Genomic DNA, 23005 nt, shown 5'->3' on the forward strand with positions numbered 1-23005 from the left:
CCCTCGGCGAGGGCCTGCGCCTCCACCTCGCCGAGGTGCGGCGGCGGATCCCCGGCGCCCGGCTCGTCCTCCAGCTCGACGAGCCCTCCCTCACCGCCGTACTGCGCGGACAGGTCCGTACCGCCAGCGGCTATCGCACGCACCGGGCCGTGGACCGGCAGATGGTGGAGTCCGCCCTTCGGGACGTCGTCGGCGTCCACGACGGCGGACCCGTGGTCGTGCACTCCTGCGCCCCGGACGTCCCCTTCGCGCTGCTGCGCCGAGCCGGTGCGGCCGCCGTCTCCTTCGACTTCTCGCTCCTCACCGAGCGTGACGACGACACCATCGGTGAGGCCGTGGAAGGCGGTACCCGCCTGTTCGCCGGTGTCGTGCCGGGCACGGACGGTCCATTGTCAGACCCTGCCGGTAGCGTCATGGGTGTCAGGACGCTGTGGCGCAGGCTGGGATTGCACCCCGGGCTGCTCGCGGAGGCGGTCACGGTCACTCCGGCGTGCGGTCTCGCGGGCGCTTCCCCCGCCTATGCGCGCCAGGTGCTCGCCCACTGCGTCCGGGCGGCGAGATCCCTCGCGGACAACCCTGAGTAACGGGAGGACAACACGGTGGCCGGCGACAAGCAGCAGGCGGAGACGGCAGTGCCCGCCGAGGCACGTGAGAAGCACGCGCAGCTCGCTGAGCAGATCGAGGAGCACCGCTTCCGGTACTACGTGAAGGACGCTCCCGTCGTCAGCGACGCGGAGTTCGACAAGCTCCTGAAGACTCTGGAGGCGCTGGAGGAGGAGTATCCGGAACTGCGCACGCCGGACTCGCCGACCCAGAAGGTCGCGGGGTCGTACGAGACGGAGTTCACGGCGGTCGAGCACCGCCAGCGGATGCTCTCGCTCGACAACACCTTCAACGACGACGAGCTGGCCGCCTGGGCCGACCGCATCGCCAGGGAGCTGGGCGAGCAGGAGTACCACTTCCTGTGCGAGCTGAAGGTCGACGGCCTCGCGGTCAACCTCACCTACGAGCGCGGCCGCCTCACGCGCGCGGCGACGCGGGGCGACGGCCGCAGCGGTGAGGACATCACCCCGAACGTCCGCACGATCGCGGAGATCCCGGACCGCCTGCAGGGGGACGACGTCCCCGACCTCGTGGAGATCCGCGGCGAGGTCTACTTCCCGATGGAGAAGTTCGAGGAGCTGAACGCCCGGCTGGTCGCGGCCGGCGACAAGCCCTTCGCCAACCCCCGTAACGCGGCGGCCGGTTCGCTGCGCCAGAAGGATCCGCGCGTCACCGCCACCCGCCCGCTGCACATGGTGGTCCACGGCATCGGCGCCCTCGAGGGCTTCACGGGCATGACCCGCCTCTCCCAGGCCTACGACCTCCTGAAGACCTGGGGCCTGCCCACCTCCTCGCACAACCGCGTGGTCGACGACCTCGACGGCGTACGGCAGTTCATCGCCCGCTACGACGGCGAGATGCGCCACTCCGTGGAGCACGAGATCGACGGCGCCGTCGTCAAGCTGGACGAGATCCGGCTCCAGGGCCGTCTCGGCTCCACCGCGCGCGCCCCGCGCTGGGCGATCGCCTACAAGTACGCGCCGGAAGAGGTCAACACCAAGCTCATCGACATCAAGGTGGGCGTCGGCCGCACCGGCCGCGTGACCCCGTACGCGCAGGTCGAGCCGGTCACGGTGGCGGGCAGCGAGGTCGAGTTCGCCACCCTGCACAACCAGGAGGTCGTCAAGGCCAAGGGCGTGCTCATCGGCGACACCGTGGTCATCCGCAAGGCCGGTGACGTCATCCCGGAGATCCTCGGCCCGGTGGTGGACCTGCGCGACGGCAGCGAGCGGGAGTTCGTGATGCCGGGCGAGTGCCCTGAGTGCGGCACGGCCCTGCGGCCCATGAAGGAGGGCGACATCGACCTCCGCTGCCCCAACGCGCGTACCTGCCCGGCCCAGTTGCGCGAGCGTGTCTCCTACCTCGCGGGCCGTGAGTGCCTGGACATCGAGCACTTCGGCGGGGTGGCCGCGGCCGCGCTCACCCGCCCGCTGGAGCCGGCCGACCCGCCGCTGGTGGACGAGGGCGACCTGTTCGACCTGACGGTGGAGAAGCTGCTGCCCATCAAGGCCTATGTCCTCGACCCGGACAGCGGTCTGCCCAAGCGGGACCCCAAGACGGGCGAGGAGAAGGTCGTCACGGTCTTCGCCAACCAGAAGGGCGAGCCGAAGAAGAACACCCTCGCGCTGCTGGAGAACATCAAGGCAGCCAAGGAGCGGCCGCTCGCCCGGTTCCTCAACGGGCTGTCGATCCGGCACGTCGGGCCGGTGGCCGCGCAGGCCCTCGCGCGCGAGTTCCGCTCCATCGACCGCATCGAACAGGCCACCGAGGAGGAGCTGGCCACCACCGACGGCGTCGGCCCCACCATCGCCGCCGCTCTCAAGGAGTGGTTCGCCGAGGACTGGCACCGCGAGATCGTCCGAAAGTGGAAGGCCGCCGGAGTCCCGCTGGAGGACCAGTCGTCCGGCGAGGAGGAGGGGCCGCGCCCGCTGGAGGGGCTCACCGTCGTCGTCACCGGCACGCTGGAGAACTTCACCCGGGACGGGGCCAAGGAGGCGCTGCAGAGCCGCGGTGCCAAGGTGACCGGTTCTGTCTCGAAGAAGACCTCGTTCGTCGTCGTGGGTGACAACCCGGGATCGAAGTACGACAAGGCCATGCAGCTGAAGGTTCCGGTTCTGAACGAGGACGGTTTCGGCGTCCTCCTGGAGCAGGGCCCCGACGCGGCGGCCGAAGTCGCGCTTCCGACCGGAGAGTAGCGGTTGAAGGCCACCCGATCGGCGCATATCAGATGCATACGGGTGGCCCGGGCGCATTCGGGCAACCGTCGACGACCGCTGCCCGAGGAAGCCTTCTGCGGCCTACTGTTGAGGTGTGCGCCTGCCGGCCCAGCTGCGGTTGGGGCATCCCCCTGCTCGCCGAGGGCACGGGTTTTTCACCGCGGACGCCGATGGTTGTCGGGCATCGGGCCGCGTGGCGTGGGCACCGCCGGCTGTGAGAGGGACGGGAATGGAACCGACCGAGAGCGCCGCCCCGGACGTACGGCTGCGCCTGCGCCGCCGTGCGGGCGCGTGGCGGGGGAACCGGTGGACCGGGCGGGGCGCCGAGCGCACGGGCACCCGGACCGGCCCGGCCGCAGAGGGCACCGCACCCGAGGCACACACCGCGATCCCGCTGGCCATCGAGCCCGCCCCCACGCTGTCCGGCACCGACGCCGAACGGCACGTGTCCTGGCCCGCGCTGCCCGCGGCCGTCGTGGCCGCCGCAGGGTTCGCCCTGGGTGCGGGCTTCTACCGTGCCTTCACCGGCAACCACGCACTCTTCCCGGGCGGCACGGTCGGCTGGGCGCTGGCCGTGCTCACCGGCATCATCGTCGGCCACCTCGTGATGCTCGGCCGTGCCCGCTGGTGGGGCGGCACCGGCTCCGGCGCCGCCCTCACCCTGGCCGTCCTGCTGCTGTACGGCTGGGTGCCGGCCTGGATGGTCAGCCTCACCGTCGTCGTCCTGGTCGGCATAGCCAGGCGGCACCGCTGGCGGCAGGGCCTGCTGCACGGTGCCGTGGACATCCTCGGGATCAGCGTCGGCGCCCTGGTGCTCGCCGGCTTCGGGCGCGTGCCGAGCGTGGAGGGGCCCTGGCGGCCGGACAGCTGGAGCATCGCCACGGTCCCCGAGGTGGTGCTCGTGGCGGCCGCCTATCTGGCCGTGAGCCGCGGCCTGCTGTGGTACCTGCACGCCCCGCGCGGCGGAGGACTGCCCACCGTCGCCCGCACCGCCCTGGTCAGGCAGGGTCTGGTCGCCGTCGCACTGCTCGGGATCGCGCCGCTGGTGTGCGTGGTCGCCGACGCCCAGCCGATCCTGCTGCCCCTTTTCGCCATCCCGCTGATCGCCCTCGACTCCACGCTGTGGATGGCTCGGGCCCGCGCCGAGGAGCAACTGCGTGACCCGCTGACCGGACTGCCCAACCGGCAGTGGCTGCAGGAGCGCATCTGGACCGCCCTCGACGACGCCGAGCGGATAGGCGCGCGCACCGCCCTCATGCTGATCGACCTCGACCGTTTCCGGTCGGTGAACGACACCCTCGGTCATCTCGCCGGTGACCGGCTGCTGTTGCAGATAGCCGACCGGCTCCGGCTCGCACTGCCGCGCGGTGCGGAGGCCGCCCGGCTCGGCGGTGACGAGTTCGCCGTCTTACTGCCCGTCGCCGACTCCACCACATCGGCCACGCGCGTCGCCCGCGGCCTCGTCGCCGCGCTCAGTTCGCCGCTCGACCTCGACGGGCTCACCCTCGTCCTGGAGGCCAGCGCGGGCGTTGCCGTCTTCCCCGACCACGCCCTGGACGCCGAGGGGCTGCTGCGGCGGGCGGACGTGGCGATGTACCAGGCGAAGCGGGACCGTACGGGCGTCGAGGTCTACGAGTCCAAGCGGGACTCCAACACCCCCGACCGGCTGGGCCTGCTGGGCGATCTGCGCCGGGCCCTGGACGCCCACGAAGTGCAGCTGCACTACCAGCCCAAGGTCCGCTTCGACGGACAGGTCGCCGGCCTGGAGGCGCTGGTGCGCTGGGTGCATCCCGAGCGCGGGAAGGTGCCGCCGGACGAGTTCATAGCGATCGCCGAGTCCTCCGGGCTGATGCCCCATCTGACGGAGTACGTGCTGGAGACCGCGCTCGCTCAGGTCGCCCGCTGGCGGGCCCAGGGGCTGCGGGTCCCGGTGGCCGTCAACGTCTCCCCGCGCGATGTCCACACACCCGGCTTCGCGGGCTCCGTCGCCGCGCGCCTGGCCCGGCACGGAGTCCCCGCGGGAGCGCTCCAGCTGGAGATAACCGAGCATGTGCTGCTGGAGGATCCGCAGCGGGCCGCCGACACCCTCGCCGGGCTCACCGGGCACGGCGTGAAGATGTCCCTGGACGACTTCGGCACCGGGTACTCCTCGCTGGTGCATCTGCGGCGGCTGCCGGTGAGCGAGCTGAAGATCGACCGCTCCTTCGTGGCGCGGCTGGCCGTGGACACCGAGGACGCCGAGATCGTGCGCTGCACGGTCGACCTGGCGCACTCGCTGGGACTGCTGGTCGTCGCCGAGGGAGTGGAGGACGACGAGACCTGGGAGCGGCTGCGGGATCTCGGCTGCGACGCGGTGCAGGGGTGGCTGGTCGCCGCGGCGATGCCGCCCGATGAGGCGACGGCATGGCTGCTGGCGCGGGGCTCCCGCGGCTGGCAGCGGCCGCGAGCGGCGCTGCCGGCCGCCGAGTAGTTTTCCCACCCCGCCTGTTCGACTGGGCTGGATGGTCGCCGTTTCCGGTGGTGGCTGATCGCCGTCGGCGGCTGCGGGTGCTCAGCTGCCTTCAGCCGCCCGTGAAGTGGCCGATCAGCAGCTCCAACCGCCTCTCGTGCGCCTCTGCCGGCAATCTGCCGCTGCGCATCAGCGTCGCCAGCCCGTGCAGCCCCGCCCAGAACGTCTCCGTCAGCAGGCCGGGGTCGTCGCCCTCCGTCGCGATCGGCTCGACCGCGTGGAACAGCTCGCCGAACGCCTCCCGCAGCGGGGCCGGTGCCTCCTCCGTGGCGAACGGCAGGTCCACCAGGTGGGTGAACATCGCGTCGTAGAGGGCCGGCCGGCGTTGCGCGAAGGACGTGTAGGTCTGCGCCACCGCCGCCAGGGACTCCCGCTCGCCCTCCGCCTTCGCGCGCGCCGCCCGCAGCTCGGCCGCCAGGTCCGCGAAGCCCTGCACCGCGACCGCCGCCATGATCGCGTCCTTGCCCTTGAAGTGGCTGTAGAGGACCGGCTGGCTGTACTCGATCTCGGCGGCCAGCCGGCGGGTGGTCACCGCGTCCCAGCCCTCCGCCTCGGCCAGTTCCCGTGCGGCCGTCACGATCAGCCGCTCACGTTCCGCTCGTTCGCGCTCCCGGCGCGTCTGGATCGTCATGACCGTGATTCTAGCACCGCTAGCAATTCTGTCGATGCTCTGCTAGCTTCGCTCTTGTCCCTAGCGCTGCTAGCAAGGAGAAGACGGATGACTGTCACCGCGTACACCCTGGCCGTCGTGCTCGACCTGCTCTGCGTGTTTCTCGGGTACCGGTTCCTGTTCCAGCCCGGTCCCGCCGCCGCTGGCTACGGCGTCCCGGCCCGGCCGGACGGCGACGCCGGCGCCTACCTCACGATCAAGGGCCTCCGGGACGGCGCCAACGGTCTCGTCGGCCTGGCACTGCTGGCCTTCGTCGGAGCGCAGGCCGAGGCCTGGTTCATGGTCTGCGTGGCCCTTGTCCCGCTCGGCGACACCCTGATAGTCCTGCGCAACGGCGGCGCGAAGGCCGCCGCCTTCGGGATCCACTTCGCCACCGCGGTCGTTGTACTGATCAGCGCCGCGCTGCTCTTCCTCGTCTGACCACGGCACCACTTCTGACCACGGCACCATCGTCACCAGGGGGTTCTGAGATGTCGCTGTTCGTACCGAAGTTCGAAGATTCCGTGATCGTCCGGGAGGCCGACGCCGAGGTCGTGGGCCGCGTGCCCACCACCGTGCGCCTGCTGGCCGACAGCAGCCGGACCGGCGGCGCCCTGTCCGCCCAGCGTGTCACCCTCACGGCCGGCGCCGACGGCGCCAAGCCGCACCTGCACGACAACTCGGCCGAGCTGTTCTTCCTGCTCGACGGAGCCGCCGACATCCTCTCCGGCGAGGACGTCGTCACCGCCGGCCCCGGCGACCTCGTCATCGTCCCGCCCGGCAAGCCGCACGCCTTCGCCGCCGTGCCCGGCGCCGACGCCGACCTGCTCATCGTCATCACGCCGGGCGTCGAGCGCTTCGAGTACTTCCGCCATCTGCAGCGCATCGCCCTCGGCGAGGCCACTGCGGAGAGCCTGCTGGAGGTGCAGAAGCTGTACGACAACCACTTCCTGAGGAGCGAGGCCTGGGACGCGCGGCGGCGCTGACGGAGCGCCGACGGAGGGGCCCCGGCAAACCGTTTCACGGGTACCGGGGCCCGCCCCATAGGATTGGGCTCAAACGACACACACTCACCCCAGAGGATCGCTGCATGCCTGGCATCACGCGCGAGGACGTCGCCCACCTCGCCCGGCTGGCGCGTCTGGAGCTGAAGCCCGAAGAACTCGATCACTTCGCTGGCCAGCTGGACGACATCATCGGCGCGGTAGCCCGCGTCAGTGAGGTCGCCGACCAAGACGTACCGCCGACCTCGCACCCCCTCCCGCTGACGAACGTCATGCGGGCGGACGAGGTCCGTCCCTCGCTCACCCCCGAGCAGGCGCTCTCCGGCGCCCCGGCCCAGGAGCAGCAGCGTTTCAAGGTGCCGCAGATCCTGGGGGAGGACTGACCATGACGGACATCATCAAGCTCACGGCCGCCGCGACCGCCGAGAAGATCGCCTCCGGCGAGCTGACGGCCGTCCAGGTCACCGAGGCCCATCTCGCCCGTATCGAGGCCGTCGACGAGAAGGTCCACGCCTTCCTGCACGTCGACCGCGAGGGCGCCCTCGCCCAGGCCCGCGCCGTGGACGAGAAGCGGGCCCGCGGCGAGAAGCTCGGCCCGCTGGCCGGCGTCCCGCTCGCACTCAAGGACATCTTCACCACCGAGGGCGTGCCCACGACCGTCGGCTCGAAGATCCTCGAGGGCTGGATCCCGCCGTACGACGCGACGCTCACCAAGCGGCTGAAGGCCGCCGACGTCGTCATCCTCGGCAAGACCAACATGGACGAGTTCGCCATGGGGTCCTCCACCGAGAACAGCGCCTACGGCCCGACCGGCAACCCCTGGGACCTCACCAAGATCCCCGGCGGCTCCGGCGGCGGTTCCTCCGCCGCGCTGGCCTCCTTCCAGGCGCCGCTCGCCATCGGCACCGACACCGGCGGCTCCATCCGCCAGCCGGCCGCCGTCACCGGCACGGTCGGCGTGAAGCCGACGTACGGCGCGGTCTCCCGCTTCGGCATGGTGGCGTTCTCGTCCTCCCTCGACCAGGGCGGTCCCTGCGCCCGTACGGTCCTGGACGCGGCCCTCCTGCACGAGGTCATCGCGGGGCACGACCCGCTCGACTCCACCTCCATCGACGCCCCCGTCCCGCCGGTGGTCGAGGCCGCCCGCAACGGCAGCGTCGAGGGCATGCGGATCGGCGTGGTCAAGCAGTTCCGCGGCGAGGGCTACCAGGCCGGCGTCATCCAGCGCTTCGACGAGTCGGTCGAGCTGCTCAAGGAGCTGGGTGCCGAGATCGTCGAGCTGGACTGCCCGTCCTTCGACCTCGCGCTGTCGGCGTACTACCTGATCGCGCCGTCCGAGTGCTCCTCCAACCTCGCCCGCTTCGACGGCCTGCGCTACGGCCTGCGCACCGGCGACGACGGTGGCCACTCGGCCGAGGAGGTCACCTCCCTGACCCGGGAGGCCGGTTTCGGCCCCGAGGTCAAGCGCCGCATCATGCTCGGCACCTACGCCCTGTCGAGCGGCTACTACGACGCCTACTACGGCTCCGCGCAGAAGGTCCGCACGCTCATCACGCGTGACTTCGAGAAGGCCTTCGAGCAGGTCGACGTGATCGTCTCCCCGACGACCCCGACGACCGCCTTCGCGATCGGCGAGCGCGCCGACGACCCGATGGCGATGTACCTGGCCGACCTGTGCACCATCCCGACCAACCTGGCGGGCAACGCGGCCATGTCGCTGCCCTGCGGTCTCTCCCCAGAGGACAACCTCCCGGTGGGCCTGCAGATCATCGCTCCGGCGCTCAAGGACGACCGGCTGTACAAGGTCGGCGCCGCCGTCGAGGCCGCCTTCGTGGAAAAGTGGGGGCACCCGCTGATCGAGGAGGCTCCGTCGCTGTGAGTGCACTGAACAAGGCCAAGGGCTTCAAGAAGTCGAAGTCCGGCACGTACCTGTCGATGGCCGGGACCGCGTTCGGCGCGTTCGGTGTGGCCAAGCAGATCAAGAAGGCGCGCGCCGAGCACGACACACTGCGGCTGATCGACGCCACCGTGTCCGCCGTCGCGATCGTCACCGGCCTCGCCATCCTCTACCGCGAGCTGAAGCGGCTGGGCGACGACGACGTCCTGCTGGGCTGAGAGGGAAGTTTTCACCGTGACCACCACGACCGACCTGGTGTCGTACGAGGACGCGCTGGCGTCGTACGACCCCGTCATGGGCCTCGAGGTCCATGTCGAACTCGGCACCAAGACGAAGATGTTCTGCGGGTGTTCGACCGAGCTGGGCGCCGAGCCCAACTCGCAGACCTGCCCGACCTGCCTCGGCCTGCCCGGCGCGCTCCCGGTCGTCAACGCGACCGGCGTCGAGTCCGCGATCAAGATCGGTCTCGCGCTGAACTGCGAGATCGCCGAGTGGTGCCGCTTCGCCCGGAAGAACTACTTCTATCCGGACATGCCGAAGAACTTCCAGACCTCCCAGTACGACGAGCCGATCGCCTTCAACGGCTACCTCGACGTACAGCTGGAGGACGGCGAGACCTTCCGCGTGGAGATCGAGCGCGCCCACATGGAGGAGGACACCGGCAAGTCGACGCACGTCGGCGGCGCCACCGGCCGCATCCACGGCGCGCAGCACTCCCTCCTCGACTACAATCGCGCGGGCATCCCGCTCATCGAGATCGTCACCAAGCCGATCGTCGGTGCCGGCGAGCGTGCCCCCGAGGTGGCGAAGGCGTACGTCCGTGAGCTGCGCGAGGTCATCCGTGCCCTCGACGTCTCCGAGGCCCGCATGGAGATGGGCCAGATGCGCTGCGACGTGAACCTCTCGCTGATGCCCAAGGACGCCGAGAAGTTCGGCACGCGCTCGGAGACGAAGAACGTGAACTCGCTGCGGTCCGTGGAGCGCGCGGCCCGCTTCGAGATCCAGCGGCACGCGGCCGTGCTGTCGTCCGGCGGCACGATCGTCCAGGAGACCCGCCACTTCCACGAGGACACGGGGTCGACGACCTCGGGCCGCGTGAAGGAGGAGGCCGAGGACTACCGGTACTTCCCGGAGCCCGACCTCGTCCCCGTGGCTCCCTCGCGCGAGTGGGTCGAGGAGATCCGCGCCGCGCTGCCGGAGATGCCGCTGGCCCGCCGCACCCGCCTGCTCGCGGAGTGGGGCATCTCGGCCACCGACATGCAGGCGATCCTCAACGCCGGCGCCCTGGACCCGATCGTCGCCACGATCGACGCCGGTGCCGACGCGGCCTCCGCCCGCAAGTGGTGGATGGGCGAACTGGCGCGCAGCGCCAACGAGTCGGGCAAGGCGCTGGACGAGCTGGCCATCACGCCGCAGCAGGTCGCCCGGGTCGCCGAGCTGGTCAGCTCCGGCGACCTGAACGACAAGCTGGCCCGCCAGGTCATCGAGGGCGTGCTCGCGGGCGAGGGCGCCCCGGACGAGGTCGTCGAGAAGCGCGGCCTGAAGGTCGTCTCGGACGACTCGGCCCTCGGCACGGCCGTCGACGAGGCCATCGCCGGCAACCCGGGCATCGCCGACAAGATCCGCGGCGGCAAGGTGGCCGCGGCCGGCGCCCTGGTCGGTGCGGTCATGAAGGCGACCCGGGGTCAGGCCGACGCGGCCCGCGTCAAGGAGCTGATCCTGGAGAAGCTGGGCGTGAGCGAGGGCTGATCCCCTGCTCGTACGGCCCCGGAGGCATGTCCTCCGGGGCCGTTGCGCTGTCTGCGCAGCCTTCGCGGTCACGCGCGGAGCCTCGCGGGAGGTCTGCGGCGCTCGAACCGACTACCTGCGGCGCCCCACGACCCGGGTGAACCCGAGCAGGCGCCCCTGGTCGGCGTTGATCAGTTCCACCGAGTCACGGGCCAGGCCGGCCATGAACTCGCTCGGGCTCTGCTCGGCGCACACCTCGCTCCACAGCAGCCAGTCGCGCCAGCCGTCCTCCAGCCAGTCGGCCGTCTCGACGGTCACGGCCCCCGTGCGCGTCCACTGACGGCGCCACCATGCGGGGGAGTGGAACGACCAGAACCCCGGGTCCCAGTGGGGTTCGAGATGTGCGGGCGGCTCGACCCCGTCGATCTCCTGCCGCACCGACGGCACGACGACTCCGATCCGCCCGCCCGGCTTCAGAAGCCGGGTGAGGGTCGGCAGATAGAGGTCGTCGGTGCCGAAGTAGTGGTAGGCGTCGACGGAGACGATCGCGTCGAAGCAGCCCTCGGCGAACGGCAGGTCGTGCGCCTCGGCGTGCACGGGCAGCACCCGGTCGGCGACTCCCGCCTCGGCGAGGCGTACGGCGTTGTCGTCGGGCTTCACCCACAGGTCGGCGGCGACGACCCGGACGTCGTACTCCCGGGCCAGGAAGACGGACGTCATGGCGCGCCCGCAGCCGAGGTCGAGCACCCGGGCGCCGGGCGGCAGTTGGCCGAGGCCGAGGGCGGGTGCCAGCCACTCCAGCAGCCACAGGGCGTGCGGGCCCATCTGGTTCTCCACTGTCCAGCGGGCGTCGTAGCGGCTGCTGCGGGGGTAGCGGGGGTGGGTGAGGCGGTCAGTGAGAGAGCTGTCCGGGGTCCTTGGCGTGATGTCGGACATCGGTGAACGGGCTCCTTGGTTCCTTCGTACGGGAAAGGGATGTGTGGGAGCTCGGTCGGACCGTCAAAAAATGCACCTGCTTCGGTCGGCGGCGACACGCCGGGATCGGACGGCGGGACGCTAACAGCCGCCCGGACGCACCGCATCCGAATTGTTCGGCCGTGGGTACTACGCTCAGCCTTCATGAGTGGACGCACGGATTCCGACACCGACACCGACCCCGTCATAGCCGACGCGGACGACGCGGACGACGCGGACGACGTGGACGACGACACGGCGGACGACGCGGGCGACATCTCGGAGGCCCGCCGGGCCCGCTGGACCGCCGCCGGCACCGGAGCCCTGCTCACCGTCGCCGGGCTGGCCGCCGCGCTGCTCCGGCTCACCGGCTCCGCACCGGCCCTCGTGCCCGCCGCCTACGCACTCGGCGCCGCCGTGTGCGCGTTCGCCGCGTTCCTCGGCTTCCGTGGCCGTACCCGCCGGGCCCTGTGGCTGCTGATTGCCGGGACGATGATCATGGCTTTCGGAGACCAGTTCGACTGAAGTGTCCCCCGGGGCGACAGAGTTCGCCGGACTGTCCTGTGACCTGCCTCCCACTCTTGTGAATAGACCCATGAACGCGGCAAACGATCACCTACGCCTGCAAGAGTGTCCTTCGATTGCTCATGCGTTCTTTGCGGGCTGTTCAGTGGATGGACGATCGTTCCCGGTCAAAGATCAACGAATCGTCTTCTGGGAGCACGTCCGTGGCAGCCCTCGCCCGTTGGTGTGTGCGGCACCGCCTGGTCGCCGTCCTGCTGTGGCTCCTCGCCTTCGGCGGGGTCACCGCGGCCGCCGCGGTGGCCGGTCCGGCGTACTCGAACGACTACGAGGTCCCCGGCACCGAATCGGGCCGCGCCGCCCAGCTGCTCGAATCCGGCTTCCCGGCCCTGGCCGGTGACAGCGACACCGTCGTCTGGCACACCGGTTCCGGCAGCGTCCGCGCGCCCGCCGTGAAGCGGACCATGACCCGTGCCCTCGACCGGATCGCCGGCCTGCCCGCAGTGGCCTCGGTGGCCGGCCCGTACGGCCGGCACGGGGCCCACCGGATCAGCGCCGACGGCCGTACGGCCTACGCCACCGTCACCTTCACGCGGCAGGCGGAGGAGATCAAGAAGTCCGAGGCCGAGGCCGTCGTCCGCATCGCCAGGGCCGCCGGCCGGGACGGCCTCAGGGTGGAGCTGGGCGGCAGCGCCGTCGCGCTCACCCAGTCCCCCCGGGGGCACATCGCCGAAGTGGTCGGCGTGGCCGTCGCCGCGGTCGTCCTCCTCCTCGCCTTCGGCTCGCTCGCCGCCTCCCTGCTGCCGATCGCGACCGCGCTGGTCGGCGTGGGTACGGCGTACGCCGGCATCGGGCTGCTCGGGCACGCCATGACCGTCGCCGACTTCGCGCCCATGCTCGGCATGCTGATCGGGCTCGGCGTCGGCATCGACTACGCCCTCTTCATCGTGACCCGGCACCGGCGCGGTCTGAAACGCGGCCTGAGTGTCGCCGAGGCCGCGACGAACGCCGTGGCCACCACGGGACGCGCGGTCGTCTTCGCCGGTGCGACCGTCTGTATCGCCCTGCTGGGCATGCTCAGCCTGCGCCTGGGCTTCCTCAACGGCGTCGCAGTCGCCGCCTCGTCGACGGTCGTGCTCACCGTCGCGGCCTCCGTCACGCTGCTGCCCGCCCTGCTGGCCTGGATCGGACCGCGCGCCCTCAGCCGCCGCGAGCGGCGCCGGCTCGCCAGACGCGGGCCGCGCCCCGAGCTGCCCACCGGACTCGCCGCCCGCTGGTCCGCGTTCGTGGAACGGCGGCCCAAGCTGCTCGGCTCCCTGGCCGTCGCCGTCATCGCCCTGCTCGCGCTGCCCACGCTCTCCCTCCGCCTCGGCACCTCCGACCAGGGCAACGACCCCCGCTCGTCCACCACACGGCAGGCCTACGACCTCCTCGCGCAGGGCTTCGGCCCCGGTGTGAACGGCCCGCTGACCCTGGTGACACGCGTCGACGGCGGCGACGACAAGCTCGCCCTGGACAGCCTCGACACCACCCTGCGCGCCACCCGGGGCGTCGCTTCCGTCACCCCCGTCACCTACGACTCCGGTGGTGGCACCGCGTATCTGACCGTCGTCCCCGACTCCGCGCCCCAGTCGCAGCGGACGAGCGATCTCGTGGACCGGCTGCGCAGTGACGTGCTCCCGCGCGCGGAGACCGGCACCTCCCTGGACGTGCGCGTCGGCGGGGTCACGGCGAGCTACGACGACTTCGCGGATGTGATCGTCGGTAAACTGCCGCTGTTCGTCGGCGTGGTCATCGGGCTCGGCTGTCTTCTGCTGCTGGTCGCCTTCCGCTCGCTCGGCATACCGCTGAAGGCCGGCGTCATGAACATCGCCGCGGTCGCCGCCGCCTTCGGCATCGTCGTCGCCGTCTTCCAGTGGGGCTGGGGCAGCGAACTGCTCGGCCTCGGCCGCGCGGGTCCCATCGAGCCCTTCCTGCCCGTGATCATGGTCTCGGTCCTCTTCGGACTCTCCATGGACTACCAGGTCTTCCTGGTCAGCCGCATGTACGAGGAGTGGCTGGAGACCGGCGACAACCGGCGGGCCGTACGGGTCGGCCTCGCCGAGACCAGCCGGGTGATCAACTCGGCCGCGGTCATCATGATCTCGGTCTTCCTCGCCTTCGTCCTCAGCGGCGACCGGGTGATCGCCATGTTCGGCATCGCGCTCGCCTCCGCGGTGGCCCTCGACGCCTTCGTGCTGCGCACCCTGCTCGTGCCCGCCCTGATGCACCTGCTCGGCGCCGCCAACTGGTGGCTGCCCGCCTGGCTGGAGAGCCGGCTGCCGCGCATCAGCATCGAGCCGCCCGAGTGCCGCGCCGCCCATGAGAGTCTCGGCACTGTCCCGGTCGAGGAACTGCGGGAGGAGCAGCAGCGCGATGTACGCGATATCCCTGGGTGAGGACGGTGCCGAACTGCGGCCCCTGGAGGTCTGGCACGCACCGGAACTGCTCGCCAACATCGACCGGGGACGGGAGTTCATCGGCCGGCACATCGGCCTGCCGGACGTGGTGACGGACCTGGACGCCGCCCGCGCCTACCTGAGGTCGTACGCCGACAAGCGGGCCGCCGACGCGGGCAGCCTGCACGGCATCTGGCTGGACGGAAAACTCGCCGGCGGCCTGCTGTTCCGCATCTGGGACACCCCGAGCGGGGTCTGTGAGGCGGGCTGCTGGCTGGAACCGGCGGCGGCCGGACGGGGCCTGGTCACACGCGGCATGCGCGTGCTGCTGGACTGGGCGTTCGACGAGCGCGGCATGCACCGCGTGGAGTGGCACGCCTCCTGCGCCAACGAGGGCAGCCTCAACGTGGCCAGGCGCCTCGGCATGACCCGCGAGGGCGTCCTGCGCGAGAACCACCCGCACCGCGGTGTGCGCACGGACACCGAGATCTGGGCGGTGCTGGCCCCCGAATGGCGCGCGGCACGCGCGCGCAGCGGGCACAACGATCATTAAGGGACCTCTCAGACTGCGTCCGTACGGTGCCGGACATGGCAACGAAGAACGTGGACGTCACCAAGACCGACGACGAGCGGGCACCGCAGGAAGGGGAGACGGGCGCGGCCGTCGAAGCCGGACCCGGGACCGGTGCCGACAGTGCGGCACCGGACGAGCAGCCGAGCGGGGAGAGCGGGGAGAGCGAGGAGTCCACGGAGCCCGGTGAGTCCGGGGAGCCCGAGGGGCCCGAGGAGCTCCAGGAGAACGGTCCCTCCGGGGTCGGCCAGGGTGCCGCCGCCGTCGTCTCCGCCGCGCTGGGCCTGGTCTCCCTCAGCGGCGGCTGGATCGGCACCGTGGCCGCCGCCCGGGAGACCCTTGTCGGCCAGCTGAAGACCTCGTCCACCGCGAGCGTGGCCACGCAGGTCAAGGAGGTCTACGGCGACGCCTGGCACACCACCGCGCTGTGGGCCGGCCTGTTCGCGCTGGCCGCGCTGATCACCGGCGTGGTCGTACTCGCCAGGCCCGCGTTCGGTGCCCCCGGCCGTCCGCAGGCCGCCTGGATCAAGTCCGTCGCCTGGGCGGGCGTCTCGCTCGCTGTCATCGGCCTGATCCTGGCCGTCCTGAAGTACTCCGACGCCCTGCTCGCCCTGCCCTCGACCGGCTGAGGAAACCGCAGGTCCCCAGGGGCCTTAGGGAATCCGTGTGCACCTTACGGAGCCCCTGAGGCCCCTTAGGCGTGTCCGGGGCCCGCCGCCCGCCCGAAGATGCGGAACTCTCCCGATGTGGCGCACCCCCCTGGGAGACGAAGGTGGAGGCATCGCAGAAGCGACGCACCACACCACCTCTCCCCAGGGACACACACCATGTACGAGTTCGAGATCCACCGCATGCGGACCGCCGAGCTGCGCCGCGAGGCCGACCAGGACCGCCTGGCCCGCGAGGCCGTACGGTCCCGGCGCGCCGCCCGCCGCGAGGAGGCCGCCCGGCGCGGCACTCCGGACGCCGAGCCCCATACCGACCGGCCCCGCAGGCAGCGGCTCCCACGCACCGCGTGAGCGCGGCACCGGCGGAGGGCGGCCGTACGGGGGTCGGCCGCCTTCCCTCCCCGGGTCGTACGGTGCTCCCCGAGCGTCGTACGACCCGGTCGCCCATGTCGCCCATGAGTACGACCATCGCACCGCGGCTGTGGAAAACCGCTGCCTCGTGGTCCGGACCTCGTGCGATGCTCGGGCCTGTGGAGAACGCATCCGTCAGTCCCGTGTTCGTCGGCCGCACCGACGAGTTGGACACGCTGAACGCCGCGCTCGCCCGCGCCGGAGCGGGGGAGCCGCAGGCGCTGCTCCTCGGCGGCGAGGCCGGGGTGGGCAAGACCCGGCTCGTCGAGGAGTTCGTCACCGCCGCGGGCCGCGAGGGCGCCGTCGTGGCCGTCGGCGGCTGCGTCGAGATCGGCGCCGACGGACTGCCCTTCGCCCCCTTCTCCACCGCGCTGCGCGCGCTGCGCGCCGCCCTGCCCGAGGAGTTCGCCGCCGCCGGCGCCGGCCAGGAGGAGGAACTGGCCCGGCTGCTGCCCGAGCTGGGCGAGGCCACCTCCAGCCGTCACGACGAGCAGGGCATGGCCCGCCTCTTCGAACTCACCGTCCGGCTGCTGGAGCAGGTCGCGGCCGCGCACACCGTCGTGCTCGTCCTGGAGGACCTGCACTGGGCCGACGCCTCCACCCGCCACCTCCTCGCCTACCTCGTCCGCACCCTGCGCACCGGCCGTCTCGTCGTCCTCGCCACCTACCGCTCCGACGACATCCACCGCCGTCACCCCCTGCGTCCCCTGCTCGCCGAACTCGACCGGCTGCGCACCGTCCGCCGCCTCGAACTCGCCCGTTTCACCCGCGAGGAGGTCGCCCGCCAGGTCGCCGGCATCATCGCCGCCGAACCCGATCCCGTCCAGGTCGACGACATCTACGAACGCTCCGACGGCAACGCCTTCTTCGTGGAGGAACTCGCCGTCGCGGCCTGGGAGGGCTGCTGCACCGGCCTGACCGATTCCCTGCGCGACCTGCTGCTGGTCCGGGTCGAGGCGCTGCCCGAGAGCACCCAGCGGATCGCCCGGATCGTCGCCGAGGGCGGCTCCACCGTGGAGTACCGGCTGATCGCCGCCGTCGCCCTCCTCACCGAGGACGACCTCATCGAGGCGCTGCGGGCCGCCGTGGGCGCCAACATCCTCACCGCCACCCCTGACGGCGGCGGCTACCGCTTCCGGCACGCCCTGGTCCGCGAGGCCGTCGCCGACGACCTGCTGCCCGGCGAACGCTCCCGGCTCAACCGCCGCTACGCCGAAGCCGTCGAGGCCGACCCCACGCTCGTCCCCGCCGACGCCCGCGTGATGCGCCTGGCCAGCTACTGGTACCACGCCCACGACGCCGCCCGGGCCCTGCCCGCCGTCCTGGACGCCTCCGTGGTGGCCCGCCGCCGGCATGCCTACACCGAGCAACTGCGGCTCCTGGAACGGGCGATGGAGCTGTGGGACACCGCTCCCGAGGAGGTCCGCTCGGCCCTGCGACCGGTCGACTACACCGAGGTCTACCCTCCCTGCGGCTGCGACCCGGCCACCACCGCGCTGCGCTACCTCGACCTGATGGCCGAGGCGGCGGTCGCCGGCCGCCTGGGCGGGGAGCGCGAACGCGCCCTGAAGATCACCAAGCGGGCGCTGCGACTGCTGGAGGACGACCCCGACCCGCTGCGCGCCGCCTGGTTCTGGGTGCAGCGCTCCCATCTCGTCCAGGCACTGGCCCGCGGCGACGGCTGGCATGAGCTGGCCACCGCGCAGGAACTCGTCCGCGGGCTGCCGCCGTCCGAAGTGCACGCCGAGGTGCTGGCCCACGTCGCCACCTGGCGCATGCTGCACCAGCCCGGACCCGATGCGTTCGCCGCCGCCGAGCGCGCCGTGCAGTACGCGCAGATGGTGGGCGCCCGCGAGATCGAACTGCACGCCCGGCTCACCCTCGGCGGCCTCATGATCGACGCGGGCGACCCCGAGTCCGGGTTCGCGGAGATGTTCCACGTCAAGGAGGACGCGCTCCGGGAAGGCGTGCGGGGCGTGGCGGGCCGGGCCTTCGTGAACCTGCCGTCCGCGCTGCAGGCGGTCGGCCGCTCCCGTGAGTCCGTGCCCCTGCTGCGCGAAGGCATCGCCTTCACCCGTGAGTTCGGGCTGCGGGACGCCGAGGCATGGGTGTGGGGCAACCTCTCCGATTCGCTGTACGCGATCGGCCAGTGGGACGAGGCCGCCGACGCCGCCGCGAAGGCGCTCCAGGCGGGTCACGGCGCCAAACCCCAGGGCTCGGGCGCCCTGCGCCTCGCCCATCTCGCACTGGCCCGGGGCGACCTCGCCGACGCGGCCCGTCATCTGGCCACCGCCGACGCGCGCTACGGCTCCCACGACCCCATGCCCCAGCAGTCGCTGCGGGTGGCCCGTGTCTCCATCGGCGTCGCCGCCGCGGAGGGCAGAATCCACGACGCCCGCGCCGAACTGTCCAGGGCACTGGAGACCGGATTCCCGCCCGGCACCTACCGCTACGCCTGGCCCCTGCTGCTGGCCGCCGCCACCGCCGAGGCCGACGCCCGCGCGCTGCCCGCCTCCGCGGCGGACCGCGCCGAGGTACTCGGCCGCCTGCACGAGACCGCCGGGAAGCTCGCCACCGGCGCGCCTTTGTGGGGAGCGTACGAGCGGTGGATCCGTGCCGAGCTGAACCGGGCCGAGGGCACGGACACCACGGACACCTGGTCGGGGGTGGTCACCGACTTCGAGTGCCTGGACCGCCCCTACGACCTCGCCCGCGTCCGGTACCGCCTGGCGCAGGCCCTGCTCGCTCCCGGAGCCGCGGGCCCGGCAGGCACCACCGGCGGTGGTGAGAACGAGCGCGACCGGGCCATGGAGCTGCTGAGGCTGGCTGGTGCGGTCGCCGATCACCTCGGCGCCCGCCCGCTCGCCGACGCGGTCGCGCGGCTCGCCCAGCGCGCCCGCATCACCCTCACCCGCGCCCCGCAGGGTGCCCTTGAGCCCGCCGACCCGGCCGAGGCCCTCGGCCTCACCAGCCGGGAACGGGACGTCCTGCGCCTGGTCTCGGCCGGCCGCACCAACCGCCAGATAGCCGAGGAACTCTTCATCTCCCCGAAGACTGCGAGCGTGCACGTCTCCAACATCCTGTCCAAGCTCGACGTCTCGGGCAGGGGTGAGGCCGCGGCGCTGGCGCACCGGCTGGGGCTGTTCCCGGCCGATCCGCTCGCCGCGCCTGCGGCGGGCTGACCCGTACGCTGGAGGAAACCCGGCATGGGGAGGGGCTGTGTTCAACGCTTTCGAGGAACTGTTCGCGCCCGGCCGCAAGCACACCCACGACGAGCAGAAGCGCCTGGAGCTGACCCGGGAGGACGTCGGGGACGCCGACCCCGGCCGGGGGCCCATAGATCTCGCCTCGGGAAAGGTCGTCGTACGCCCGCCCGAGCGGCCGTCCGCCGAGGCGGAACCCGCGGATGACGAGTGAGCCACGGATCCGGCGCGGGTGGCTACTTCACCTCCGCCTCCAGCACCCGGTCGTCCCCCTTCTTCGGCGTGCCCCGGCCGTCCGTGTTGCTCGTGACCAGCCACACCTTGCCGCCGCCCGCCGCGGCCACCGTGCGCAGGCGGCCGTACTCGCCGTCGAGGAAGGACTGAGGGGCCGCCGCGGCCCTGGTGCCCTGCAGGGGGATGCGCCACAGGCGCCGGCCCTTCAGGCCCGCCATCCAGATCACGCCGTCGACGTAGGCGATGCCGCTGGGGGAGGCGTCGTCGGTGTGCCACTGGGCGATCGGGTTGCGCAGGGCCGGGTCGGAGGACCTGCCCTCCGCCCGCGGCCAGCCGTAGTTGCCGCCCGGCACGATCGCGTTCAGCTCGTCCCAGGTGTCCTGGCCGAACTCGGAGGCGAACAGGCGCTGCCGGCTGTCCCAGGCCAGGCCCTGCACGTTCCGGTGGCCGTAGGAGTACACCGCTGAGCCGGGGAACGGATTGCCGGGGGCCGGCTCGCCCTCCGGGGTCATCCGCAGGATCTTGCCGCCCAGGGACTTCCTGTCCTGGGCCAGGCCCCGCTCGCCGCTCTCGCCCGTGCCGGCGTAGAGCATCCCGTCCGGGCCGAAGGCGATACGGCCGCCGTTGTGGATGTTCCCCTTGGGGATGCCCTTGAAAATCGTGTCGGGGGCGCCCAGTTGCTCACCCGCCGGCTTGTGCTCGTCGTACAGCATCCGGACGATGCGGTTGTCCGACGCGGAGGTGAAGTAGGCGTAGATCATGTGGTCGGCGGCGTAGCCGGGCGACAGAGCGATGCCCAGCAGCCCGCCCTCGCCGGCCGGGGCGACTCCGGAGACCTTGCCCAGCTCGGTCTTCCTGCCCGTCGCCGTGTCGATCCGGGTGATCGTGCCCTCGTCACGGGAGGAGACCAGCAGGTCGCCGCCCGGCAGGGCGGCCAGGCCCCACGGTGTCTTCAGGCCCTCGGTCACCGTGCGCAGCACCGTGACCGCCCCCTTGGCCGGCGCGGCCGATTCGCCGGCCCGCGCGGAGGGGACGGAGCCGGATGCCGTCGTCCCGCCGCCGGCCGGTGCCCCTCCTGCGCCCGAGGAGCATCCGGCCGTCAGCAGGAGCGCGGTCGCGGCCAGCACGGCCGCCACAGCTCGACGTTGCACGATCAGGTCCCTTCGACGCGGTGGTTCCCGCAGCCTCTCTTTCCCATACTCCGCCCGCCCTGTCCGGGGTTCCCGGTCATGCGGCCCGAACGCGATTGCGGGTGTCAGTTCCACGAACCCTGCGCGGGCGGCAGCCGGCCCAGCGCCGTCAGGTCCTCGGGAGTCAGCCGCACATCCACCGCGTCCGCGTTCTGGGTCGCCCACCGGTACTGCTTGGTACCGGGCACCGGGACGACATGCCTGCCCTGGGCGAGAACCCACGCCAGAGCCACCTGGGCGGCGCTGACCTCCTCTCCGTGGCGGCGGGCCACCCGCCGAAGGCCAGCGACGATCGGCTGATTGGCGGCCATCATCTCGGCCGTGAAGCGGGGGTGGCGAGCGCGCAGGTCGTCGGGTTCGAACCCCTCGCCCGGTATGAGCGTGCCGGTCAGGAAGCCGTTCCCCAGGGGCATCGCCGCCAGGAAACCCACGCCCCGGGCCTCGCACCACGGCAGCAGGTCTTCCAGGGCCTCCGGCGACCACACCGACAGCTCGGCCTGCACCGCACTCACCGGGAAGACCTGCTGCACCCGCTGCAGCTGGCGCAGCGTGGTGTCGTGCATGCGGTTCCCGGAGCGACGGCCGCCCCGCGCCCCCACCGCGCACAGCCCGAGCGCCCGCACCTTCCCGGCGCGCACCAGCTCGGCCATCGCGCCCCAGGTCTCCTCGATCGGGACCTCGGGGTCGGCGCGGTGCAGCTGGTAGAGGTCGATCACGTCCGTCTGCAGGCGCCGCAGCGAGGCGTCGCAGGCCCGCTTCACATATCCCGGGCGCCCGTTGGCCACGACGTGCTGCTCGCCCACGAGCAGGCCCACCTTGGTCGACACGAAGGCTTCGGCGCGCCGCTCCTTCAGCACCCGCCCCAGCAGCAGCTCGTTGGTGAACGGGCCGTACATGTCCGCCGTGTCCAGGAGGGTCGAGCCCAGGTCCAGCGCCCGGTGCACGGCTCTGAGCGACTCGTCGCCCCGCTGCCGCGAACCGCTGTACGCCCAGCTCATCGGCATGCACCCGAGTCCGACGGCCCCCACCGCGAGTCCCCCCGCACCGATCGTCCTGCGCTCCACCTGCTCGTGAACCTCCCTCTCCTGAGCCCCCAACCTAACCTCTGCGTGCAGTCCCCCCGACATGGCCTCTGACATAGCCTCCTGTCATGACCGCAGACATATGGCTTCCCATCGCGCCGCAGGCGATCGAGGGGCTTCCCGAGGGGCCCCGGTACCTGTTCTGGGACGGGGCCGAGGAGTTCCCCGGCGACCCGGGTGACTGCGCCTTCTACGCCGTGCCGTACATGAAGCCGCCCGGCGTGGGTGTGCGCCCGCTGCCGGGCATGAGCGCGGTCCAGGTCGTGCAGACCATGTCGGCCGGCATCGACCATGTGCAGCCGGGCCTGAAGTACCTGCGCCCGGGGGTCCGGCTGTGCAACGCGCGCGGGGTCCACGAGGCGAGCACCGCCGAGCTGACCCTGACGCTGATCCTCGCCTCTCTGCGTGGCATCCCCGACTTCGTACGGGCCCAGGACCGGGGCGAGTGGCTCGGCGGGTTCCGCCCGGCGCTCGCCGACAAGACCGTCCTCATCGTCGGCTACGGCTCCATCGGGGCGGCCGTCGAGGACCGGCTCACGCCTTTTGAACTTGCGCGGGTGGCGCGCGTCGCGCGCTCTAGGCGCACTACGGCGCGCGGTCCCGTGCACCCGCTCACCGATTTGCCCTCTCTGCTTCCGGACGCCGATGTCGTGATTCTGTGCACGCCCTTGACGGAGGAGACCAAGGGCCTGGTGAACGCGGGTTTCCTGGGGCGGATGAAGGACGGTGCACTGCTCGTCAACGTCGCCCGCGGACCCGTGGTCGACACCAAGGCGCTGCTCGCCGAGCTGGAGAGCGGCCGCATCACCGCGGCGCTGGACGTGACGGACCCCGAGCCGCTGCCGCCGGGGCATCCCCTGTGGCACGCGCCCGGCGTGCTGATCAGCCCGCATGTGGGCGGCCCCACCTCGGCTTTCCTGCCGCGCGCCAAGCGCCTGCTCGCCGACCAGGTGAACCGCTTCGTGAACCACGAACCCCTGCGGAACGTGATCCTTACGACGGGAGAGGACGCGGCGCACATGCCGGGAGAGAACGGGGCGTAGTCCGCTTCCGGCACCCTCCGCAACCTTTCGGATGCGGGCCGTACCGGCATTGCCGCTGGTCGTCACGGAGCGTAGAGAGGCTA

General features: G+C 71.9%; 20 protein-coding genes and 1 pseudogene. 17 read left to right on the forward strand and 4 right to left on the reverse strand.

What is annotated here, in order from left to right:
• The 3 genes and pseudogenes from AB0H32_RS28990 to AB0H32_RS29000 all read left to right on the forward strand — a co-directional run.
• A pseudogene (locus AB0H32_RS28990) lies at positions 1 to 584 on the forward strand (methionine synthase); the annotation flags it as partial.
• A 15-nt stretch (positions 585 to 599) separates the two neighbouring features.
• Positions 600 to 2798 (forward strand): NAD-dependent DNA ligase LigA, encoded by a 2199-nt coding sequence (gene ligA / locus AB0H32_RS28995; RefSeq protein WP_361126159.1) that lies wholly within the window; start codon positions 600 to 602, stop codon positions 2796 to 2798.
• A 250-nt stretch (positions 2799 to 3048) separates the two neighbouring features.
• Positions 3049 to 5289 carry a bifunctional diguanylate cyclase/phosphodiesterase gene (locus tag AB0H32_RS29000; RefSeq protein ID WP_361126162.1) on the forward strand — a complete coding sequence of 747 codons (2241 nt, stop codon included), beginning with the start codon at positions 3049 to 3051 and terminating at the stop codon, positions 5287 to 5289.
• A gap of 91 nt (positions 5290 to 5380) precedes the next feature.
• On the opposite strand, the gene AB0H32_RS29005 is transcribed toward AB0H32_RS29000, so the two are convergent.
• A complete protein-coding gene (locus AB0H32_RS29005; protein WP_361126165.1) occupies positions 5381 to 5959 on the reverse strand; it encodes a TetR/AcrR family transcriptional regulator in 579 nt (192 codons plus the stop codon).
• An 87-nt stretch (positions 5960 to 6046) separates the two neighbouring features.
• On the opposite strand from AB0H32_RS29005, the gene AB0H32_RS29010 reads away from it, so the two are divergent.
• The 6 genes from AB0H32_RS29010 (at position 6047) to gatB (ending at position 10627) form a co-directional block, all read left to right on the forward strand.
• Positions 6047 to 6418, forward strand: a complete 372-nt coding sequence (locus AB0H32_RS29010) for a DUF4267 domain-containing protein (RefSeq protein ID WP_361126168.1) — start codon at positions 6047 to 6049, stop codon at positions 6416 to 6418.
• 50 nt (positions 6419 to 6468) lie between these two features.
• Positions 6469 to 6963, forward strand: coding sequence for a cupin domain-containing protein (locus AB0H32_RS29015; protein WP_361126171.1), 495 nt, complete (start codon positions 6469 to 6471; stop codon positions 6961 to 6963).
• Positions 6964 to 7067: 104 nt separating this feature from the next.
• Positions 7068 to 7364 carry an Asp-tRNA(Asn)/Glu-tRNA(Gln) amidotransferase subunit GatC gene (gatC, locus tag AB0H32_RS29020; protein ID WP_361126174.1) on the forward strand — a complete coding sequence of 99 codons (297 nt, stop codon included), beginning with the start codon at positions 7068 to 7070 and terminating at the stop codon, positions 7362 to 7364.
• A gap of 2 nt (positions 7365 to 7366) precedes the next feature.
• Positions 7367 to 8860, forward strand: coding sequence for an Asp-tRNA(Asn)/Glu-tRNA(Gln) amidotransferase subunit GatA (gene gatA / locus AB0H32_RS29025; protein WP_361126177.1), 1494 nt, complete (start codon positions 7367 to 7369; stop codon positions 8858 to 8860).
• Entirely contained in the window at positions 8857 to 9096 is a 240-nt protein-coding gene (locus tag AB0H32_RS29030; protein ID WP_020942391.1) for a hypothetical protein, read from the forward strand. Before gatA ends, AB0H32_RS29030 begins: the two co-directional genes overlap by 4 nt.
• 16 nt (positions 9097 to 9112) lie before the next feature.
• On the forward strand, positions 9113 to 10627 hold the full coding sequence (gatB, locus tag AB0H32_RS29035) for an Asp-tRNA(Asn)/Glu-tRNA(Gln) amidotransferase subunit GatB (protein ID WP_361126181.1): 1515 nt from the start codon (positions 9113 to 9115) through the stop codon (positions 10625 to 10627).
• 111 nt (positions 10628 to 10738) lie between these two features.
• On the opposite strand, the gene AB0H32_RS29040 is transcribed toward gatB, so the two are convergent.
• On the reverse strand, positions 10739 to 11542 hold the full coding sequence (locus AB0H32_RS29040) for a methyltransferase domain-containing protein (protein ID WP_361126184.1): 804 nt from the start codon (positions 11540 to 11542) through the stop codon (positions 10739 to 10741).
• A 183-nt stretch (positions 11543 to 11725) separates the two neighbouring features.
• Here AB0H32_RS29040 and AB0H32_RS29045 point away from each other — a divergent pair, with 183 nt between their 5' ends.
• The 7 genes from AB0H32_RS29045 (at position 11726) to AB0H32_RS29075 (ending at position 19587) form a co-directional block, all read left to right on the forward strand.
• The gene (locus AB0H32_RS29045; protein WP_361126187.1) at positions 11726 to 12085 is read left to right on the forward strand and encodes a hypothetical protein; all 360 of its coding nucleotides are present in this window, start codon (positions 11726 to 11728) and stop codon (positions 12083 to 12085) included.
• Positions 12086 to 12288: 203 nt separating this feature from the next.
• The gene (locus AB0H32_RS29050) at positions 12289 to 14520 is read left to right on the forward strand and encodes an MMPL family transporter (RefSeq protein ID WP_361126190.1); all 2232 of its coding nucleotides are present in this window, start codon (positions 12289 to 12291) and stop codon (positions 14518 to 14520) included.
• Complete coding sequence (locus AB0H32_RS29055; RefSeq protein ID WP_361126194.1) at positions 14498 to 15073, forward strand: GNAT family protein; 576 nt, start codon at positions 14498 to 14500, stop codon at positions 15071 to 15073. The genes AB0H32_RS29050 and AB0H32_RS29055 overlap by 23 nt, the downstream gene beginning before the upstream one ends.
• A 35-nt stretch (positions 15074 to 15108) precedes the next feature.
• Positions 15109 to 15720 (forward strand): hypothetical protein, encoded by a 612-nt coding sequence (locus AB0H32_RS29060; protein ID WP_361126197.1) that lies wholly within the window; start codon positions 15109 to 15111, stop codon positions 15718 to 15720.
• Positions 15721 to 15918: 198 nt separating this feature from the next.
• Entirely contained in the window at positions 15919 to 16110 is a 192-nt protein-coding gene (locus tag AB0H32_RS29065) for a hypothetical protein (protein WP_361126200.1), read from the forward strand.
• Between the two features lie 167 nt (positions 16111 to 16277).
• Positions 16278 to 19352 carry an AAA family ATPase gene (locus tag AB0H32_RS29070; RefSeq protein WP_361126223.1) on the forward strand — a complete coding sequence of 1025 codons (3075 nt, stop codon included), beginning with the start codon at positions 16278 to 16280 and terminating at the stop codon, positions 19350 to 19352.
• A gap of 37 nt (positions 19353 to 19389) precedes the next feature.
• Positions 19390 to 19587, forward strand: coding sequence for a DUF6191 domain-containing protein (locus AB0H32_RS29075; protein ID WP_361126203.1), 198 nt, complete (start codon positions 19390 to 19392; stop codon positions 19585 to 19587).
• 22 nt (positions 19588 to 19609) lie between these two features.
• Here AB0H32_RS29075 and AB0H32_RS29080 read toward each other — a convergent pair whose 3' ends face one another.
• Together AB0H32_RS29080 and AB0H32_RS29085 are read right to left on the reverse strand one after the other, a co-directional pair.
• Positions 19610 to 20743, reverse strand: coding sequence for a PQQ-dependent sugar dehydrogenase (locus AB0H32_RS29080; protein ID WP_361126226.1), 1134 nt, complete (start codon positions 20741 to 20743; stop codon positions 19610 to 19612).
• A 119-nt stretch (positions 20744 to 20862) separates the two neighbouring features.
• The gene (locus AB0H32_RS29085) at positions 20863 to 21861 is read right to left on the reverse strand and encodes an aldo/keto reductase (RefSeq protein ID WP_361126206.1); all 999 of its coding nucleotides are present in this window, start codon (positions 21859 to 21861) and stop codon (positions 20863 to 20865) included.
• A gap of 86 nt (positions 21862 to 21947) precedes the next feature.
• Here AB0H32_RS29085 and AB0H32_RS29090 point away from each other — a divergent pair, with 86 nt between their 5' ends.
• Positions 21948 to 22922, forward strand: a complete 975-nt coding sequence (locus tag AB0H32_RS29090; RefSeq protein WP_361126209.1) for a 2-hydroxyacid dehydrogenase — start codon at positions 21948 to 21950, stop codon at positions 22920 to 22922.
• The last annotated feature ends 83 nt before the right edge of the window (positions 22923 to 23005 follow it).

The organism is Streptomyces sp. NPDC020362 (genome assembly GCF_040642095.1).
Taxonomy (GTDB): Bacteria; Actinomycetota; Actinomycetes; order Streptomycetales; family Streptomycetaceae; genus Streptomyces.

Bases quoted from the DNA above. Each gene is read 5' to 3' on its own strand.
- AB0H32_RS29060 (WP_361126197.1), top strand. From the start codon at position 15,109: ATGGCAACGAAGAACGTGGACGTCACCAAGACCGACGACGAGCGGGCA.
- AB0H32_RS29015 (WP_361126171.1), top strand. From the start codon at position 6,469: ATGTCGCTGTTCGTACCGAAGTTCGAAGATTCCGTGATCGTCCGGGAG.
- AB0H32_RS29065 (WP_361126200.1), top strand. From the start codon at position 15,919: ATGTACGAGTTCGAGATCCACCGCATGCGGACCGCCGAGCTGCGCCGC.
- AB0H32_RS29070 (WP_361126223.1), top strand. From the start codon at position 16,278: ATGCTCGGGCCTGTGGAGAACGCATCCGTCAGTCCCGTGTTCGTCGGC.
- AB0H32_RS29000 (WP_361126162.1), top strand. From the start codon at position 3,049: ATGGAACCGACCGAGAGCGCCGCCCCGGACGTACGGCTGCGCCTGCGC.
- gatC (WP_361126174.1), top strand. From the start codon at position 7,068: ATGCCTGGCATCACGCGCGAGGACGTCGCCCACCTCGCCCGGCTGGCG.
- AB0H32_RS29005 (WP_361126165.1), bottom strand. From the start codon at position 5,959: ATGACGATCCAGACGCGCCGGGAGCGCGAACGAGCGGAACGTGAGCGG.
- gatA (WP_361126177.1), top strand. From the start codon at position 7,367: ATGACGGACATCATCAAGCTCACGGCCGCCGCGACCGCCGAGAAGATC.
- AB0H32_RS29010 (WP_361126168.1), top strand. From the start codon at position 6,047: ATGACTGTCACCGCGTACACCCTGGCCGTCGTGCTCGACCTGCTCTGC.
- AB0H32_RS29045 (WP_361126187.1), top strand. From the start codon at position 11,726: ATGAGTGGACGCACGGATTCCGACACCGACACCGACCCCGTCATAGCC.
- AB0H32_RS29040 (WP_361126184.1), bottom strand. From the start codon at position 11,542: ATGTCCGACATCACGCCAAGGACCCCGGACAGCTCTCTCACTGACCGC.
- AB0H32_RS29090 (WP_361126209.1), top strand. From the start codon at position 21,948: ATGACCGCAGACATATGGCTTCCCATCGCGCCGCAGGCGATCGAGGGG.
- AB0H32_RS29055 (WP_361126194.1), top strand. From the start codon at position 14,498: ATGTACGCGATATCCCTGGGTGAGGACGGTGCCGAACTGCGGCCCCTG.